Below are 16,326 nucleotides of genomic sequence, written 5' to 3'. Positions count from 1 at the left end.
AAAACGGCCTGCAAACGATTGCAGGCCGCATTATACAGATTAACCTTTCAAAAGTTTAACCTTTTGTCGGTAATCTCATCACCTAAGCGATTAGCCTAGTGATTTTGCAGCATTCAGCACATTTTCAACGGTGAAACCGAAGTGCTTCAGCAGCACGTTGCCTGGCGCAGACTCACCGAAAGTGGTCATGCCAACAACAGTGCCTTCGAAACCAACATACTTGTACCAGAAGTCAGTATGGGCCGCTTCGATAGCGATACGCTTAGTCACAGCTTTTGGCAGTACAGATTCTTTGTAAGCGGCATCTTGCTTATCAAACTCAGTGTTTGATGGCATAGAAACAACGCGAACTTGTTTGCCTTGTTCGGTCAGCGCAGCTGCAGCTTCTACCGCTAATTGCACTTCACTACCGGTCGCAATCAGGATGTACTCAGGCGTACCTGCACAGTCTTGCAGTACGTAAGCGCCTTTTGCCACATTCGCTAATTGCTCAGCAGTACGTACTTGAGCCTTCAGGTTTTGACGGCTGAATACTAGCGATGTTGGTGCATGACGACGTTCGATAGCCGCTTTCCAAGCCACTGCGGTTTCAGCCGCGTCACATGGACGCCATACCGCCATGTTTGGCGTCATACGCAGGTTAGCTAATTGCTCAACTGGTTGGTGAGTTGGACCATCTTCACCTTGACCGATAGAGTCATGGGTATAAACGAAGATGTTTTGAATGCCCATCAGCGCAGACATACGTACTGCGTTACGTGCGTATTCCATGAACATCATGAAAGTCGCGCCGTAGTTGATGAAACCACCGTGGAGTGACACACCGTTCATGATGCCGCTCATACCGAACTCACGCACACCGTAGTACACGTAGTTACCCGCTGGATCTTCTTGAATACCTTTAGAACCTGCCCACAGGGTCAGGTTAGAACCCGCTAAGTCAGCACTGCCGCCTAACAGTTCAGGCAGAACTGCACCGAAGGCTGCAATCGCGTTTTGTGACGCTTTACGGCTCGCAATGCCTTCGCCTTTCGCTTGGCATTCTTGGATAAAGGCTTGTGCTTTGGCTTCAAAATCTGCTGGTAATTCACCTTTCAGAACACGGCGCTCGTATTCGGCAGCCAGTTCTGGGTAAGCTTTCGCGTAAGCGGCAAACTTGTCGTTCCATGCGGCTTCACGGGCGTTACCGGCTTCTTTAGCATCCCAACCTGCGTATACGTCGGCAGGGATTTCGAATGGCGCATGTGACCAGCCTAAGAATTCACGGGCCGCTGCGATTTCGGCATCACCTAATGGTGCGCCGTGGCAATCGTGGCTACCAGATTTGTTTGGAGAACCAAAACCGATAATGGTTTTGCAGCAGATCATGGTTGGCTTGTCGGTCACCGCTTTTGCCGCTTCGATAGCCGCGCGAATCGCATCGCTATCGTGACCATCAACGTTAGCAATCACATGCCAGCCGTATGATTCGAAACGTTTTGGCGTGTCATCGGTAAACCAGCCTTCAACATGACCGTCGATAGAGATGCCGTTGTCATCCCAAAATGCGATCAGTTTGCCTAGGCCTAAGGTACCAGCAAGAGAACAAGCCTCGTGGGAAATACCTTCCATCAAGCAGCCATCGCCGAGGAAGCAGTAAGTGTAGTGGTCAACAATCTCGTGACCTTCACGGTTAAACTGTGCCGCTAAGGTTTTTTCTGCAATCGCCATACCCACAGCGTTGCTGATCCCCGCCCCTAATGGGCCAGTGGTGGTTTCAACACCTGGGGTGTAACCGTATTCTGGGTGACCCGGAGTTTTTGAATGTAACTGACGGAATTGCTTCAGTTCATCGATAGGCAGGTCGTAGCCAGTCAGGTGTAATAAAGAGTAGATCAGCATAGATCCGTGACCGTTAGAGAGGATAAAACGATCTCTATCTACCCATTTCGGATTGTTCGGATTGTGCTTAAGGAAATCATTCCACAGCACTTCAGCAATATCTGCCATGCCCATTGGGGCGCCAGGGTGGCCTGAGTTTGCTTTTTGAACTGCATCCATACTTAACGCACGGATTGCGTTGGCGAGTACTTTACGGGAAGACATGCTCTCTCCTGCTTAATTTGTGGGGTCTAGCGGGCAATTTGGACGCATATTTTCCCCTACATAGCGAAGCGACGCAAACGAAAATTGCATTCCAATGCCCAGTCTGGTGGATTACACCTTTGAAGGTTTAGGCTAATTTCATCTTAAAACACATTAAACATATTTGTAATACAATAACTCAAATATGTTATATCCTTTATTACATTGCCCCCATAGCGATAAGGCTACAACCTTAGTTTTAGCCCAATTTAGCGGCGATTTACGTAACTCACATTGGTCAAAAACCACATACTGCTATCAATTCATTTAGTTAGAACAGGAACTCAAAACCTATAAACGCTCCCCGATTTGGGGCTTACCTCACTTTACACACAAATATTTAGTTTAGGGGGTGTCAACTAAGGGAAATTCCACTAAAATAGCCGTCTAGATGTAGATGCTTCTACACGTTTGATTGCTAACGACGAGATTTTCCTACTATGGCAAAGCACTTGTTTACTTCTGAGTCGGTCTCAGAAGGTCATCCCGATAAGATTGCAGATCAGATTTCTGATGCTGTGCTAGATGCGATTCTAGCCCAAGATCCTAAAGCACGTGTTGCGTGCGAAACCTATGTCAAAACTGGCATGGTATTAGTAGGTGGCGAAGTGACCACCTCTGCCTGGGTTGATATTGAAGAACTAACCCGTAAAACGGTTCGTGAAATTGGTTATGTCCATTCAGATATGGGCTTCGATGCCGATTCTTGCGCAGTATTAAATGCGATTGGTAAACAGTCTCCAGACATCAACCAAGGTGTTGACCGTGCCGATCCCAAAGAGCAAGGTGCCGGCGACCAAGGTTTAATGTTTGGTTATGCCAGCAACGAAACCGACATTCTGATGCCAGCGCCTATCACTTATGCCCACGCATTAGTGAAGCGTCAATCAGAAGTGCGTAAAGATGGCACTCTGCCATGGTTACGTCCAGATGCGAAAAGCCAAGTCACCTTCGCTTACGAAGACAACAAGATTGTTGGTATCGATGCGATCGTACTGTCTACCCAACACAGCCCTGATATCGCCCAAGCGGATCTGATCGAAGGCGTGATGGAAACCATCATCAAGCCAGTTCTGCCAGCACAATGGCTTAACAAAGACACTAAATACTTCATCAACCCAACTGGCCGTTTCGTTATCGGTGGTCCAATGGGTGACTGTGGTTTAACCGGTCGTAAGATCATCGTAGATACCTACGGTGGTATGGCGCGTCACGGTGGTGGTGCTTTCTCTGGTAAAGACCCATCAAAAGTTGACCGTAGTGCGGCCTATGCTGCCCGTTACGTAGCGAAAAACATCGTAGCTGCAGGTCTGGCAGATCGTTGTGAGATCCAAGTGTCTTACGCTATTGGTGTGGCTGAACCTACTTCTATCAGCGTTGAGACCTTCGGTACAGGTAAAGTGTCAGAAGAAGTCTTAATCAAGTTAGTCCGTCAACACTTCGACCTGCGCCCATACGGCCTGACTGAAATGTTGAACCTAGCTCGCCCAATCTATCAAGCAACCGCCGCTTATGGTCACTTTGGCCGTAACGAGTTCCCATGGGAAGCGACGGATAAAGCTGACGCACTGCGCGCCGATGCAGGTCTATAATCTGCATTAAGCTCACGCTTTCGCACGAAAAAACCGCCTAAGGGCGGTTTTTTTATGCTTAGGATGTATTGCCTAACTCCATTCCCCTCAGCAAGATGGCTTTCATTGTAGGCAAAAGGCAGAGACTCAATGAAGCCGTTAATCGCACAACTCCAATACTGTTCTTGGGCGACCAAGGTGGGCCATCTCGAGCCCATGGCCAACACCTTAGGCAGCCTAGAAGACATCGCCACTTGCCTTAAAAGGGATCCCGACCGTTTTTTCGAACCGCCCTACACTGAACCCTATGAAAGCTTATGTGTTAGCGACCATCAACAAGCCGACAGTTTAAAGCCCCAAGTCTCTAGCGAAATCGTTGCTCAAATCGCGAAAACCGCCTATCTGGAAACGTGGAAAATAATGCCCGTTGCCGAAATTTGCGCACTAGTCGCAGATGATGCCGATACCTTAGCCACCTTATTGTTAGCCGAAGTCACGCTATGTGACTTCACACAAGAACGTTTAGCCTGGTACTTGCAGGGACGGCTTCCTTTTGGCTATCAAGGAAATTACCCGACGGGGAAATGGTTAATCCTGTAATCCGGATTAACAGTGGTCAAAGTGGGCGTTTTGCATACACAAGAGGTTTATCTGCGCGGCGGATAACAGTGCACAGTCTTGCACGCCGATTATCCTTGCGCCCTTAACGGTCTCAGGCGCTAAACGGACGATAGCCGCGCTGTATGCATTGGTTTTGCCACAATCGAGCCAACAATCTTCAATCTGCAGCCAATAATGGGGGCGACTGTCGTCGCAATCGACTTCAAATCCACGGGCTTCACATTGCTGCAACGCACACTCGGATAGCAAGACTCGCAAATTATCCCAAGCCGACAAGCTCACATTGGCGTATGTCGTCAGCAGGGTGCTGACTAAAGTATTAGTCACTATTTCTCTCCAACCAAAAGGCTTTGGCCTCGGGGCCTGGCATCGCTTTGGCGTATAACCAGCCCTGCACATAACCCACACCCGCCTCTTTGACAAACTCGGCCTCGGCGGGCGTTTCAACCCCTTCGGCAATCAAACTAAAGCCTAAACTATTACAAAGCTTACAGATTTGTAGGTACAAAGTCCGCCCTTTAGGCTCATTGGTATTCGCCAGAATACTGCGGTCGAGCTTAATCCCATCGACATTGATCCGACTCAGTAAACTTAAACTCGAAAACCCAGTACCGAAATCATCTAATAAGAAGCGAAAGCCATATTGTTTAAGCTGCCTCATGCTGCTATCGATGCGATTCAAATCTAACATAAAGGCCGATTCTAACATCTCAATCTCGACTCGGTCGGCAACGCTGCCTAATCTTTCGTGCAACGTCGCGAGCAACTGGGGATCGGTAATATTGTTTGGGTCGATATTGATGCTCACCTTAGGCAAAAAGCCTTCTAATTCCCAGCGGGCCAGATCCTCTGCCACCGTATTTATTACAAAACGGTCGATGATGTGGGAATACCCCGCTCGTTGAAAGGCATCAATAAAGTAAGGTCCCTTCAAGTGACCATGTTCATCCTTCAATCGTATAAGCGCCTCAAACCCCACTACATGGTCACTGCTGAGGGCAATTTTTGGCTGATAATGCAGCTGTAACTCCCCAGCCAAGACTTCTTTAATGGTCTTCTCGAGGTTTAATTCAGCTTTTAGTGATTCAGACTGCTGCTGTGAGTAATGCTGCTCGGTCATACGGTCAATATCCGCCTGAAACTGCACGCGTTTGATTAACTCGCTATCAAACTCATAGTGCTCAGACATCAAGGAGAAACGCCGCACAAAGGGAAGATAAATCAACACCCCAAGGCCGATTAAAAACACTTGAAAAAACACCGCGCTCAAATGGCCGCTGGCAATGTAAGCGTTTAGCAGTGGCGGCGTGATCCAAGGAAAGCTTTGTCCCTCAAAACTCAAGATCCCAGCATGGATAGCACTGTAAGCTAAGATGAAATTAATCAACGGCGACAGAATAAACGGCACTAATAAACGTGGATTAAAGATAATGGGGAGGCCATAGATCAAAATCTCGTTGATGTTAAAAATCGCAAAGGGCGTGGCAATTTTAGCAATATGCCGAGTGGCGCTATCTTTGGCACCGATAAAAATGGCAATGATTAAGGATAGGGTGGCGCCACTACCGCCATAGATAATAAACAAGTCCATAAACTGGCTCGCAGTCAGGTGCGGCACCAATTCCATTAAGCCATTATCGACACCAATCAGCAGCAGATAGGCATTATCGCCATGCACCCCAAAACACCAAAGTACATGGGTGATTAGGATCCGCATAAACAATTGCACGCCAAGACTCGCCTGCTGTAGTGCATCGATGAATGGGGCAAACAACCATTCTAAAAAGATAGAGGCTTCAGCAACGATGGCGAACAGGCCAATAAAGCCGATTACTATGGGGAAAAATAAGTTTAAGTGCAGCTTTAAGTAACGGCTAAGAGCCTTTGCCCTAATAAAGGTTAATCCGTTCCAAGCGGTTAAAAATCGTAATAAATAGGCTGAAATAATCGGTAAAACCGCAATCCTAGGATCCGCTAAAATAGCGCGCACATAATCGAGATTAAATACATTCCCCGTATCTTGGGCATTAATCGCGAGCAAAAGACTCAGCGACAAAGAACACACCACAATCGCCGATAACTGTAAATATTTAGCAAAGTGAAAAGACAGAGAAATCAGCGCAAGTAACGGGAAAATTTTTGAAAGTTGTACCGAAAAGAAACTAATACTCTGATGAAATGCAGTGCTCTGCCAAGCCGGAATACTAAGGTCGAGCAATGTAATTATCAGGGAGAGAAAAGAATTGATTAAAATAAAAGGCAGTAACGCGATAAAGGATTCACGTATCGAGATAAGAAAGCTTCTATCGAGAAATTGACGTAGCTCAAACTTCATAGCGCTATTTATATAGGTTTATATGCACTAACCATAGTCGATACTCAGTATTCCTCATAACCCAATGCGCTAAATACTGAATTTCCAAGCAAGAACAAGCCGTACAATGACGGTTCATTAAGCTTAAGTACGTGCCACCATTAAATAGTAATCCCTTGCCGAAACCGTAAAGAAATCTGCAACCTGCATTGCTGCCTTTTGCGTATGTGCCGCAAAGGAACGCTCGTTTTCCTCCGCAATAAAGGTCACCGCATAGGCAAAATGAGGAGCAATTTGCTGATAAATACCTTTAACTAAGGCCTCAAAAATCCCCTGACCTCGGTAATGTTGATCAATCCAAATCGGACCATATTGGCAACTGTTCTGCTGCGTTAATCTAGGGCCATCCCACTCGGCCTTAGCCAAGCGGTTGAGCATGGTGCGATAAATTGGCCAAGTGGCGAAAAAAGCCCAGCGCCCGGCAATCACATAGCCGATAATCCGCCCTTTTTCCTCGGCGACAACGACCCAATGTCGAGTCACTAACTCAGTCAGTTCACCACGGCCAAAGGCTTGTCCCTCCAAGCCCATCGCCGAAGATGTCAGCTCGTCATTAAGAAAGGTTCTTTCTAATACAACTAAAAAATCAATATCTTGAGTCGTAGCTGGGCGTATATTCACTGTCATTCTCTTCACTCAATTTGGCGAGCTGTATGGCTGGCGGCGCGCCAGTATACAGGAGTCATAAATCATCCCAATAATAGATGCACAAAAAATGGTGTTTTTTTAGCCCATTGATTTGCAAATTATCCTGTTGTTTTCCAAACTTAAGGCATATTTTTTGCCCATTAGGCGCCACCATGTTGCCCGAAACCATCAACCCCAATGTCAGCCTACTCGATAGCGATCACCAACAGGTCAATCTCGGTCGCTGGATGCACCAATGCGAGTTGATTAAAAGCTACTACAGCGCCAGCAGTGTATTTGTGCTGCAAATGACTCAGTCTGGGTTTGAAGTAATTGTCAGCTCGGTGAGTGAGACGCCACTGTTTACCTCAGGCACTTTGTTTGCGAACGATTTCCCCCTGTTTGAACAACTAAAGCATAGCCCTGCCGAGGGAGACTATCTTAATCTCGGCCGTTTTATGCTCGATGAATTACCACGGGATTTTGATGGTATTCAACATATTCTCTCCCGCCCTATCGCTTGGCCCGACGGCAGTCAATTTGGCTCCCTGTGCGTGTTAAATCCCCATATGGTCGATCCTTTGAACAACAGTGCTATGCTGGAGCCTTTCCAAATCTTGTTGCAGCAGGAATTGTCACTGCTATGCCAAAACCACCGGATTGAATCGCTGTCGATGCGCGATCAAGAGACCGGCATGCTCAACCATTATGGCTTTATGATGATGGCGCCTCGGCAGCTCAATCTCGGACGCCGTTTCGGCGCCCATGCAGGACTCCTATTCTTCGAATTGATTGGGGCAAACACGTCAGAAAACAACTTAGAAGAGAAACACCACAGACTGCTGGGCAATTTGGTCCAGGATACTATTCGCACCGCCGATGTGGCCGCCCATTACAGTGCAACTCAGTTTGTGGTGTTAGCCTTTGTCGATAGTGAGCGCGATATATTGCACATTATGAAACGGGTCGAAAAACAATTAGAGCAGCAAAATCACCATCTCAAACTCGATGCCAGTTACAGCTTTTTTACCCCCGAATCGACAGCCAAGTTAGCGCCCATGATGGAAGATGCCCGCAGTAAACTCAAATCCATGCAGCCAGAGCCTGAACCAACCTCGGCCAATCAAACGGCCAAGATCGATGCCAAGCAGTACGATAATCCCGCCGCCGACTCCGCCGAACTTTAGCTATAGGCGGGCGTCAGTCTTTGGGACGCTCGTCCTGACGCTTCGCCCATTGGATAAACAGCACCACGGGATAGGGAGACATCAGCACCAACCCTAAACCTATGAGGCTTGAGATCAATAACATACCGCTGATTTCTAGACTCCATTGGGTCAACATATAGATCCCAAGTCCACAAACTAACATCAAAACACCTAACCAATGTAAAAACTTCAATAAATTCATAGTGCTTTTAATGGTATCTGTCATATAAACCTCTTTTTATCTCCCGCTAAACTTGTACACTATGGGCATGAATACGGAAAAAGGAACTGAGACAATGTTAAAACAAACATTTCTATTAAGCGCATTACTTTTTGGTTTAACCGCATGCCAGAGCACAGACGTTGCCAATCAGGACACAGTGCCATTACAGGGAAGCTGGCATATTGAAGCCGTTCAAGGGCAACCCACAGTGGATTACAGCCCTGCGCAAATCACCTTCGCCGATGAAGGTAAACTCTCTGGCAATAACAGCTGCAACAACTTCTTTGGCCAATATAGCCAGCAGGGACAGGAGCTAAAAATCATTCCTGGCGGCAGCACGATGAAGGCCTGCGTCGATGCGCTGATGCAGCAAGAGCATAAAGTGATGCAAGCCCTCCCATTAGTCGCTAAGGCCAAGTTAGTGCAAGGTCGTTTAACTCTGCTTAGCAGCGACGATAAGCCCGTACTCGTCCTAAGCCAGCTTAAATAAGCTCGCTTCGATAATAAAAAACCGCCTAGTTGGCGGTTTTTTATTATTCGATGAATTAACTTTTCGTCGCGGCGTTTTGCTCGGCAATCATAGCGCTCTGTACCATGTCGGCATTGTAATGTTCAACATCCAGCTCATCTTCCGACTTAGCAATCACAGTCGTCGCCACTAAGTCACCAGAAACGTTTACGACAGTACGTGCCATATCGAGAATACGGTCAATCCCCGCAATCAAGGCCACACCTTCTAAGGGTAAGCCCACGGTCGAAAGCACTAAGGTCAACATCACTAAGCCTGCGCCCGGCACACCCGCGGTGCCGATTGAGGCTAAGGTCGCGGTTAAAATAATCGTTAGATAGTCGACCCAAGTTAAATCGATACCAAAGGCCTGCGCCACAAACAGCGCGGTCACGCCTTGATACAAGGCCGTACCATCCATATTGATGGTGGTCCCTAAGGGCAGCACAAAGCTAGAGATCTTCTTATTGACCCCGAGATATTCGCTCGCACATTTCATGCTGGCCGGTAAGGTACCCGCCGAACTTGAAGTGGTAAATGCCACCGCCATCGCATTGCTGATCCCCTTGAAAAAATGCAGTGGATTCAGCTTGGCAAATAGGCGCAGCACTATACTGTAGAAGCCTAACACGTGGATAATACAGCCAATATATACGGCAATAATCACTTTAATCAGCGGCCACAGCATATCGATGCCATACTCGCCCGCGACCCATGCCATCAGACCAAATACCCCATAAGGAGCAAGCTTCATCACCATGTCGGTAAGCTTGTACATGGCCTCGGCAAGGCTTTCAAATACCTTAATCGCAGGCTTTCCATGGTCGCCAATCAAGACCAAGGCAATCCCTAAGGCCACGGCAAACACAATGACTTGCAGGATTTGGCCACTCGCCAAGGCGGCAACGGGGTTAGTAGGGACAATATCAATCAGGGTTTGCATCACCGAAGGCACTTCTTTCGCCGTTTGCACCGCTTCGTGTTGCAGTAAAGGCACGCCCGCACCGGGTTGCACCACATAGCCCACGGCTAAACCTAAACTGATCGCAATCGCGGTGGTGCAAAGGTAAAACGCAAAGGATTTAAAACCAATTCGGCCCATTTTGGCGGTGTCTTCCATTGAGGTCACACCGACAATCAATGAACAAAACACTAAAGGCACAATCAGCATCTTGATGGTATTCACAAACAGGGTGCCAATAGGTTTCAGGTAAGAAGCCTGCTCACCTAAGCTGACGCCCACCGCAATCCCCAACACCATACCAACGAAAATTTGCAGCCACAGGGGCACTGACATCCAGGAAGACCAGATCCGGCCTAGGGCTGATGACCTATGTTTTGACATGTTTATAACCTTGAGTTTGAAATGATGATAGGGCTGAGCCTTATCCTTGGCGGGACTAACTTAAATTAGCCAGCCGCCGAGTCTAACATAAGGGATAAAATTCTAAGGATGATCTATATCACGTTGATGCCAACCGCTGCAAAATCCAGCTAAGGCAAAGCCTAGGCCTCAAATTGCACCGAATTGGCTGAGGCGGCAAAACGTTGGCGATAAAGGGATGCGGGCGGCTGTTCGCACTCGATAAGGTAGCTCCAATAGTCATCGTCAAAACCGCTGAAGAGTGACTGATTATCCCCCTGCGATTTGAGGATCAAATACCACCAAACCAGCCCCCATAGCCCAAAGGTGATTAAGGTGAGCATAAAGTGCATAGCGTGATTAATCTGAAGATCTTTTTGCACATCATAGGGTTGTAAAAATCTTAGCTTAAAGCGACGAGTTGATTTTACGAATGCCATAATCGCACCACTCCCTTAGGATGAAAACCTTATTCAAGCCTAGCAGATTAGACTTTGGTCGTACAAAAATTAGCCGCGATTAAAGCAGGATTTGAAATGCTGTTCACTCGTTCTTCTAAACGGTTCCGTGCTAAAGTGTGCCGCCGAATAAAAGCGATGCATAAGCGTCATCCCCATACACAAGAGCGGTAGATGTACTAACCGCCGAGGAGTTGTTATATGTTGATCCGTAAAGCTAAAGTGCAAGATCTCACCGCCCTAGTTCAATTTAATCAGGCAATGGCGCAGGAAACCGAAGGTCTCGCCTTAGACGAAACGACCCTGATTAAAGGCGTTAATACCCTACTGAATCACCCAGAAAAAGGCTTTTATCTGGTAGCAGAGATTGATGGCGAAATTGTCGGTTCGCTGATGGTGACCTTCGAATGGAGCGACTGGCGCGCCAAAGATTATTACTGGATCCAAAGCGTTTATATTCGTCCGCAAAATCGCCGTCAGGGGATTTATGGCAAGCTCTATGCTGAGGTAAAGCAACTGGCTGAGATCAATGGTGGCGCCGCCAGTTTCCGTCTCTATGTGGAGCAGGAAAATACCGCCGCTCAGCAAACTTACCAAGCGCTAGGGATGAAGCAGAGTTACTATCTGATGTACGAAGAGAAGTAATAAAAAAGGATCGGGCATAACCCGATCCTTCATTTCAAACGGCAATAAATCTCAAGCTTATCTCAGGAGACCAAACAGAATGGCGGTCATCGCCAGTAGGCCCGCAATAATCACAAATACGTTGCTGATGCGGTTTCGATAAGCCTTCAGCGCCGGCACTTTGTACACGGCATACATTGGCATTAAGTACAAAATCGCCGCAATAATCGGGCCGCCCAGCGCCTCGATCATTCCCAAAATACTTGGGTTTATAATCGCAACGGCCCAAATCGTGGCAAACATAAACACTAAGATAAAATTGTTCAGCTTGTTCTCACTGATTTGTTTGTTACTTGAACGCAGCTGCTTAACGATAATGCCCTTCATGCCCTCAGTCGCCCCCATGTAGTGGCCAAAGAAAGAAGATACAATCGCCACAAACGCGATGAAAGGCCCGAAATAGCTGACAAAACCACTGTCATGCACGTTCGCAAGGTAAGATAAAATCGGCAGGTTCTTCGACTTCGCTTCAGCCAACTGTTCTGGCGACAGTGACAAGACGCAGGAGAACACGAATAACATCACAAAGCCGACTAACATCATCGAGGTATTACGCAGGATCACATCGGCCTTACGGGCCGCGTTGGCCCCATGGTCACGCTTAAGGGAAACCGAAAATTGCGAAATCGCCGGAGAATGATTAAAGGCAAACACCAGTACAGGAATGGTTAACCATACTGTGCCTAAAAAGGCGCCCGTTTCTGGCACGACTTGCAGCGCATCCATTTTCCACTCTGGGACCAGATAGATGGACATAAAGGCTAAAATGCCCACCAGCGGATACACCAGCAACTGAGTCACCTTCAGCATAAATTGCTCACCAGAGACCATCACAGCCATCATGCCGAAAATCAAAATGCCAGACAGCAAAAAACGTGGCGGTGAAGCCATGCCCAATTGGTTGACGATAAAGCTGTCGACGGTATTAGTGATCCCCACGCCGTAGATCAATACGATGGGATAAATCGCTAAAAAATACAGCAGCGTAATCGCCTTGCCCGCGCCAATCCCAAAGTGTTCTTCGACCACTTGGGTAATGTCACTGCCGGGAATGCTCGATGAACATACGAAGCGCGATAGGCCACGGTGCGCGAGATAGGTCATAGGCCCAATGATAATGGCCATCAAGACTAAGGGCCAAAAACCGCCCATGCCCGCATTGATTGGAAGAAATAGAATGCCCGCCCCCACAGCGGTGCCAAATAAACTTAGCATCCAAGTCGTGTCTTGGCGCGTCCATGGTAAGTGTCTTGTTGTGTTTTCTTGCGTGCTTTGAGGTGTTTCGAGAACACTGATCGCATCTTTTTGCATATTAAAATTACCTTACGGTGATACCGCATAAAAAATTCGACGTAAGGATAACGAAAAAGCTTTAGCAAAAGTTGATCTAACACTATTTTAAGTAATGAAATTTCAAATAAACCCGAGTTTGAGATCTAGATCCATGAATTTTCGTAATAAATTTCCAATAATGCATCAAAAAGATCACATAAAAACACCAATAACGTACAGTTGATTCACGCTTGCTCCTAAGCTTTGACACGAGCGGTTTGTCGATAAAAACCACAAAGCCACACTAAAGTCACAAAAACGCACTTAACGTGAGCCATCTCAGGCCAGCCCTATAAAAGCTTGATCAAGATCACTGTGCAAATTGTTAAATTTTTACATTTTGTTACAGCATGCCCCCGCCTCATAAAAAAGGCCCACCTAAGTGGGCCAATTAATCAAACAAATAGCTAAGCCATTACTGAGCTTTTTGCAGTGTCAGCTCTGTAGTCGAAATCACCGCAGGGGCAATATCGGCTTCCTTAAACAGTAAAGGACGGAAACTCTTACTGCTGGAATACAGATTGCTTTGGTCGGTAAAGGAAGGTGACAGTATATTGCTCGACTCCGAATAGGTGAGTATGCCGCGCGCGACAGGGCCTTCATCGGTAAAGCTTACCGCCATCATCCAGCTTGAGCCGTAACGCACTTGGTAACCCTTGACCGTCATGCCTGAGGCCATCGCCTTACCCGTAACAACGTCCATCAAAGGCGCGTACTTATGCTGCGGGATCAGAGTGTCATCTCCCGATAAGCTCGTCGAAAATACGTTGAATCCACCTTCTGCGTTATGGCTGCCCGGCCAAGGTAAACGCGCGCCGCTGGCAGTGCCATCGGGGAGTGATTTCTCGACAAACTGCACATCACCGAGCGGTGCATCTAAGGCAAAACCTGCGGCTTCAAGATTCAAGGCCGCATGGGCAAGCGCCACTAATGCGCTACCGTCGGTGGTAAGCGTATTAGGCGTGGTCGCCGCATTCACGGGGTCGAATCCCTTGGTCAGCATGGTTTTTTGGCTGAACTGATGGGCAAACTCACGCAGTAAGGCACCGCCTTTACTGTCGTTATCTTGCTTACCGTTCCAAGCTTTGAGCGCTGCACAGGCTGAGGTGAGATCCTTAGATAAGCTCGCAGATACCACCACAGGCGTACTGCCCTGCGCCTCACATTGGGCAATCAAATCCGGTAATACCAACTCAGCTAAATAACTGCGATTCGACAATACCGCAGCTTCTAACTCTTCCAGATTAAACTTGCCATCGCTACCCGCCGCATCCTGCATTAGGGTTAAGCCCATACGAGTACGCAGCGATAATTGCCCGGCTTCTGGACCATACATGGGCGAGAAGTACGTCAGTGGCTCGTTTAAGTTGGTAGACCAGAAGGAGTCATTGGAGTTTTGCACAAAGTCACTGCGCTCAAGCTTAGGCGCACGCTCATAGGGGGTTGGGCCACTAAAGCTAAATAACGAGGTATTCCCCGGCAGAATAGTAAAGCCCGCCTGCTGCTTGGCCGCCTTAATATCGGGCGAAGTCTTGAGCACCACCACGGCAGACTCGGATAAACCGGGCACGGTCGAGTCGTCGATATAGAAGGCGTTACCCTCTTTATCGGCATACATAGTGTTATTGAAAATTACCCCATCGTAGTCTTTAAAGGCTTGTTGGAATTCGTCTTTATTGGTCGCTAAGTTCATGGCGAGCCAATGATCGACCGGATCCATATTAGCCATGTTGGCATCTTGGATCATAAAGGCACTGCCATCATCCCAACCAAAAGGTGCAAGCGAGGGTGGCGCCTCGACCATAGGTCCTTTTGCGGTGGTGTAAATATCCTTTTCAGCCACTAACATGCCAGTGGGGCCAGCGTTCACTAGGATAGACACTGTCTCTTTATTGATCGGCATCGGCTGCCCATCGAACAGGTATTGCAATCTGTCGCCCGAAACCAGCTCGAGGTTGTACATCACAAAGTGTTCAGCGGTTGAGAAGGTATGAGTCCAAGCTAAGTCTTTGTTAAACCCGATGTTGATAGGGCCTGGCATGCCCACGAGCGAGCCGCCCATCATATCCAATTGGCCAGGGATAGTAATGTGTGATTGCCAGAAGCGCAGGTTGCCCGTGTGTGGGAAATGCGGATTGCCTAGCACCATGCCACGACCATTTTCGGTCTTATCTTTACCCAGTCCCCAACCGTTAGAGCCTAAATCCCGTGGATTAGTCTCGGGTGTGCTAATGCGCGCCGCACGGGCAAGCAACTTAGACTGCATATCGCTGACAAACGCAGTTTGTTCTTGGCTTGGTGCAGGTCCGACGATGCGCGGCATGTACTCCTGCCCATCCCCTGGGTTGGCGTAGAAAATCAAATCGAGGAAGTTAGCCGCGCCGGGTAATAGGGCGATGGAAAAAAGATAAGTGACCACATCCTCTGGCACTATGGGCTTCACCCACGGCTGACCGCCACAGAAAGGTTCGGCGGTTTGTTTACCCGCCTCAACATCGGCAAGGTATTGGTTATAACCTGCGGTAAAACCTTGGATTAATGCACGGGAGCGCTCGCTAAACTGCGGCCATTTGGCCTCGGCTTGCTCACGGATTTTTAAGGCTTTATAGGCAAAGTCGGAGATTAAGTTGCCATTGTCTTCGGCGGTGGGCTGCCCTGTGGTGAAATCAATCGACGCATGGGGACCAAAGTACATAGAGCGTTGGGAGTTGGCCTTAATAAAACCATCGGCGAGCACACAGAGGTTGTCCTGCGCCTGCGCGTAACCGCTACCAAAACCTAAGCTTTCTAAGTTATCGGCTTGGATATGGGGCACACCGTAGGTAGTTCGACGAATATTGGCTTTGAGTAAGCCGTTGGGGGCAAAGGTTTGCAGCTGGGTTTCAGGTTCGGTAGGTGGAGTGCTATCTTCGCTGTCGTTACAGCCTGTGAGCATAACGCCGCAGGCCATCCCCATCGCGATCATGAGTTTGTTGAATTTCATTATTATTATCTCTTAATTTTAGTTCCTTCAATGACATAGCTTTACTGCTTAAATCAGCTAATTGACTGAAGGAGCAATAGTCGTATGTCGCTTCCTGATGCACGACTCTGGCTATTTGCTCCCCATACATTCGCTTTTTTACTGAGCCAAGGCGATGAATATGGCAAAATAGAAAACCCAGAGGCGAGACACCTCCGACCATTTAAGCAATGATTCAAACGAGCGTCCACATTAAAAACCAAAATAAATA

Annotated in this window: 14 protein-coding genes; 5 read left to right on the top strand and 9 right to left on the bottom strand. The window is 47.8% G+C overall.

Annotation, left to right across the window (positions count from 1 at the left end):
• Positions 1-90: 90 nt before the first annotated feature.
• The gene (gene tkt / locus SHEWMR4_RS04025) at positions 91-2,085 is read right to left on the bottom strand and encodes a transketolase (protein WP_011621568.1); all 1,995 of its coding nucleotides are present in this window, start codon (positions 2,083-2,085) and stop codon (positions 91-93) included.
• A 479-nt stretch (positions 2,086-2,564) separates the two neighbouring features.
• On the opposite strand from tkt, the gene metK reads away from it, so the two are divergent.
• Both metK and SHEWMR4_RS04015 read left to right on the top strand, forming a co-directional pair.
• On the top strand, positions 2,565-3,716 hold the full coding sequence (gene metK / locus SHEWMR4_RS04020; protein ID WP_011621567.1) for a methionine adenosyltransferase: 1,152 nt from the start codon (positions 2,565-2,567) through the stop codon (positions 3,714-3,716).
• Between the two features lie 129 nt (positions 3,717-3,845).
• Positions 3,846-4,295: a hypothetical protein gene (locus tag SHEWMR4_RS04015; RefSeq protein ID WP_011621566.1), complete on the top strand. Its 450-nt coding sequence runs from the start codon at positions 3,846-3,848 to the stop codon at positions 4,293-4,295.
• Positions 4,296-4,301: 6 nt separating this feature from the next.
• Here the strand turns inward: SHEWMR4_RS04015 and SHEWMR4_RS04010 are convergent, their stop codons facing one another.
• From SHEWMR4_RS04010 to SHEWMR4_RS04000, 3 genes are all read right to left on the bottom strand, one after another.
• Positions 4,302-4,643 carry a hypothetical protein gene (locus SHEWMR4_RS04010; protein WP_011621565.1) on the bottom strand — a complete coding sequence of 114 codons (342 nt, stop codon included), beginning with the start codon at positions 4,641-4,643 and terminating at the stop codon, positions 4,302-4,304.
• Positions 4,636-6,651, bottom strand: a complete 2,016-nt coding sequence (locus SHEWMR4_RS04005; protein ID WP_011621564.1) for an EAL domain-containing protein — start codon at positions 6,649-6,651, stop codon at positions 4,636-4,638. The genes SHEWMR4_RS04010 and SHEWMR4_RS04005 overlap by 8 nt, the downstream gene beginning before the upstream one ends.
• 123 nt (positions 6,652-6,774) lie before the next feature.
• A complete protein-coding gene (locus SHEWMR4_RS04000) occupies positions 6,775-7,317 on the bottom strand; it encodes a GNAT family N-acetyltransferase (RefSeq protein ID WP_011621563.1) in 543 nt (180 codons plus the stop codon).
• 173 nt (positions 7,318-7,490) lie between these two features.
• Here SHEWMR4_RS04000 and SHEWMR4_RS03995 point away from each other — a divergent pair, with 173 nt between their 5' ends.
• Positions 7,491-8,504, top strand: coding sequence for a GGDEF domain-containing protein (locus tag SHEWMR4_RS03995; RefSeq protein ID WP_011621562.1), 1,014 nt, complete (start codon positions 7,491-7,493; stop codon positions 8,502-8,504).
• Positions 8,505-8,517: 13 nt separating this feature from the next.
• Here the strand turns inward: SHEWMR4_RS03995 and SHEWMR4_RS03990 are convergent, their stop codons facing one another.
• A complete protein-coding gene (locus SHEWMR4_RS03990) occupies positions 8,518-8,751 on the bottom strand; it encodes a hypothetical protein (RefSeq protein WP_011621561.1) in 234 nt (77 codons plus the stop codon).
• Positions 8,752-8,821: 70 nt separating this feature from the next.
• Here SHEWMR4_RS03990 and SHEWMR4_RS03985 point away from each other — a divergent pair, with 70 nt between their 5' ends.
• The gene (locus SHEWMR4_RS03985; RefSeq protein ID WP_011621560.1) at positions 8,822-9,238 is read left to right on the top strand and encodes an META domain-containing protein; all 417 of its coding nucleotides are present in this window, start codon (positions 8,822-8,824) and stop codon (positions 9,236-9,238) included.
• Positions 9,239-9,293: 55 nt separating this feature from the next.
• Here the strand turns inward: SHEWMR4_RS03985 and SHEWMR4_RS03980 are convergent, their stop codons facing one another.
• A complete protein-coding gene (locus tag SHEWMR4_RS03980; RefSeq protein WP_011621559.1) occupies positions 9,294-10,601 on the bottom strand; it encodes a dicarboxylate/amino acid:cation symporter in 1,308 nt (435 codons plus the stop codon).
• 161 nt (positions 10,602-10,762) lie between these two features.
• Positions 10,763-11,059 (bottom strand): DUF4234 domain-containing protein, encoded by a 297-nt coding sequence (locus SHEWMR4_RS03975; RefSeq protein WP_011621558.1) that lies wholly within the window; start codon positions 11,057-11,059, stop codon positions 10,763-10,765.
• A 219-nt stretch (positions 11,060-11,278) separates the two neighbouring features.
• Here SHEWMR4_RS03975 and SHEWMR4_RS03970 point away from each other — a divergent pair, with 219 nt between their 5' ends.
• Complete coding sequence (locus SHEWMR4_RS03970; RefSeq protein ID WP_011621557.1) at positions 11,279-11,722, top strand: GNAT family N-acetyltransferase; 444 nt, start codon at positions 11,279-11,281, stop codon at positions 11,720-11,722.
• Between the two features lie 57 nt (positions 11,723-11,779).
• Here SHEWMR4_RS03970 and SHEWMR4_RS03965 read toward each other — a convergent pair whose 3' ends face one another.
• Positions 11,780-13,072, bottom strand: a complete 1,293-nt coding sequence (locus tag SHEWMR4_RS03965) for a serine/threonine transporter (RefSeq protein ID WP_011621556.1) — start codon at positions 13,070-13,072, stop codon at positions 11,780-11,782.
• A gap of 436 nt (positions 13,073-13,508) precedes the next feature.
• Complete coding sequence (locus tag SHEWMR4_RS03960) at positions 13,509-16,076, bottom strand: acylase (protein WP_011621555.1); 2,568 nt, start codon at positions 16,074-16,076, stop codon at positions 13,509-13,511.
• Positions 16,077-16,326 lie beyond the last annotated feature (250 nt).

The organism is Shewanella sp. MR-4 (assembly GCF_000014685.1).
Classification (GTDB): Bacteria; Pseudomonadota; Gammaproteobacteria; order Enterobacterales; family Shewanellaceae; genus Shewanella.
Note: the sequence above shows the minus strand (reverse complement) of the source record. Positions and strands in the feature narration are given on the sequence as shown.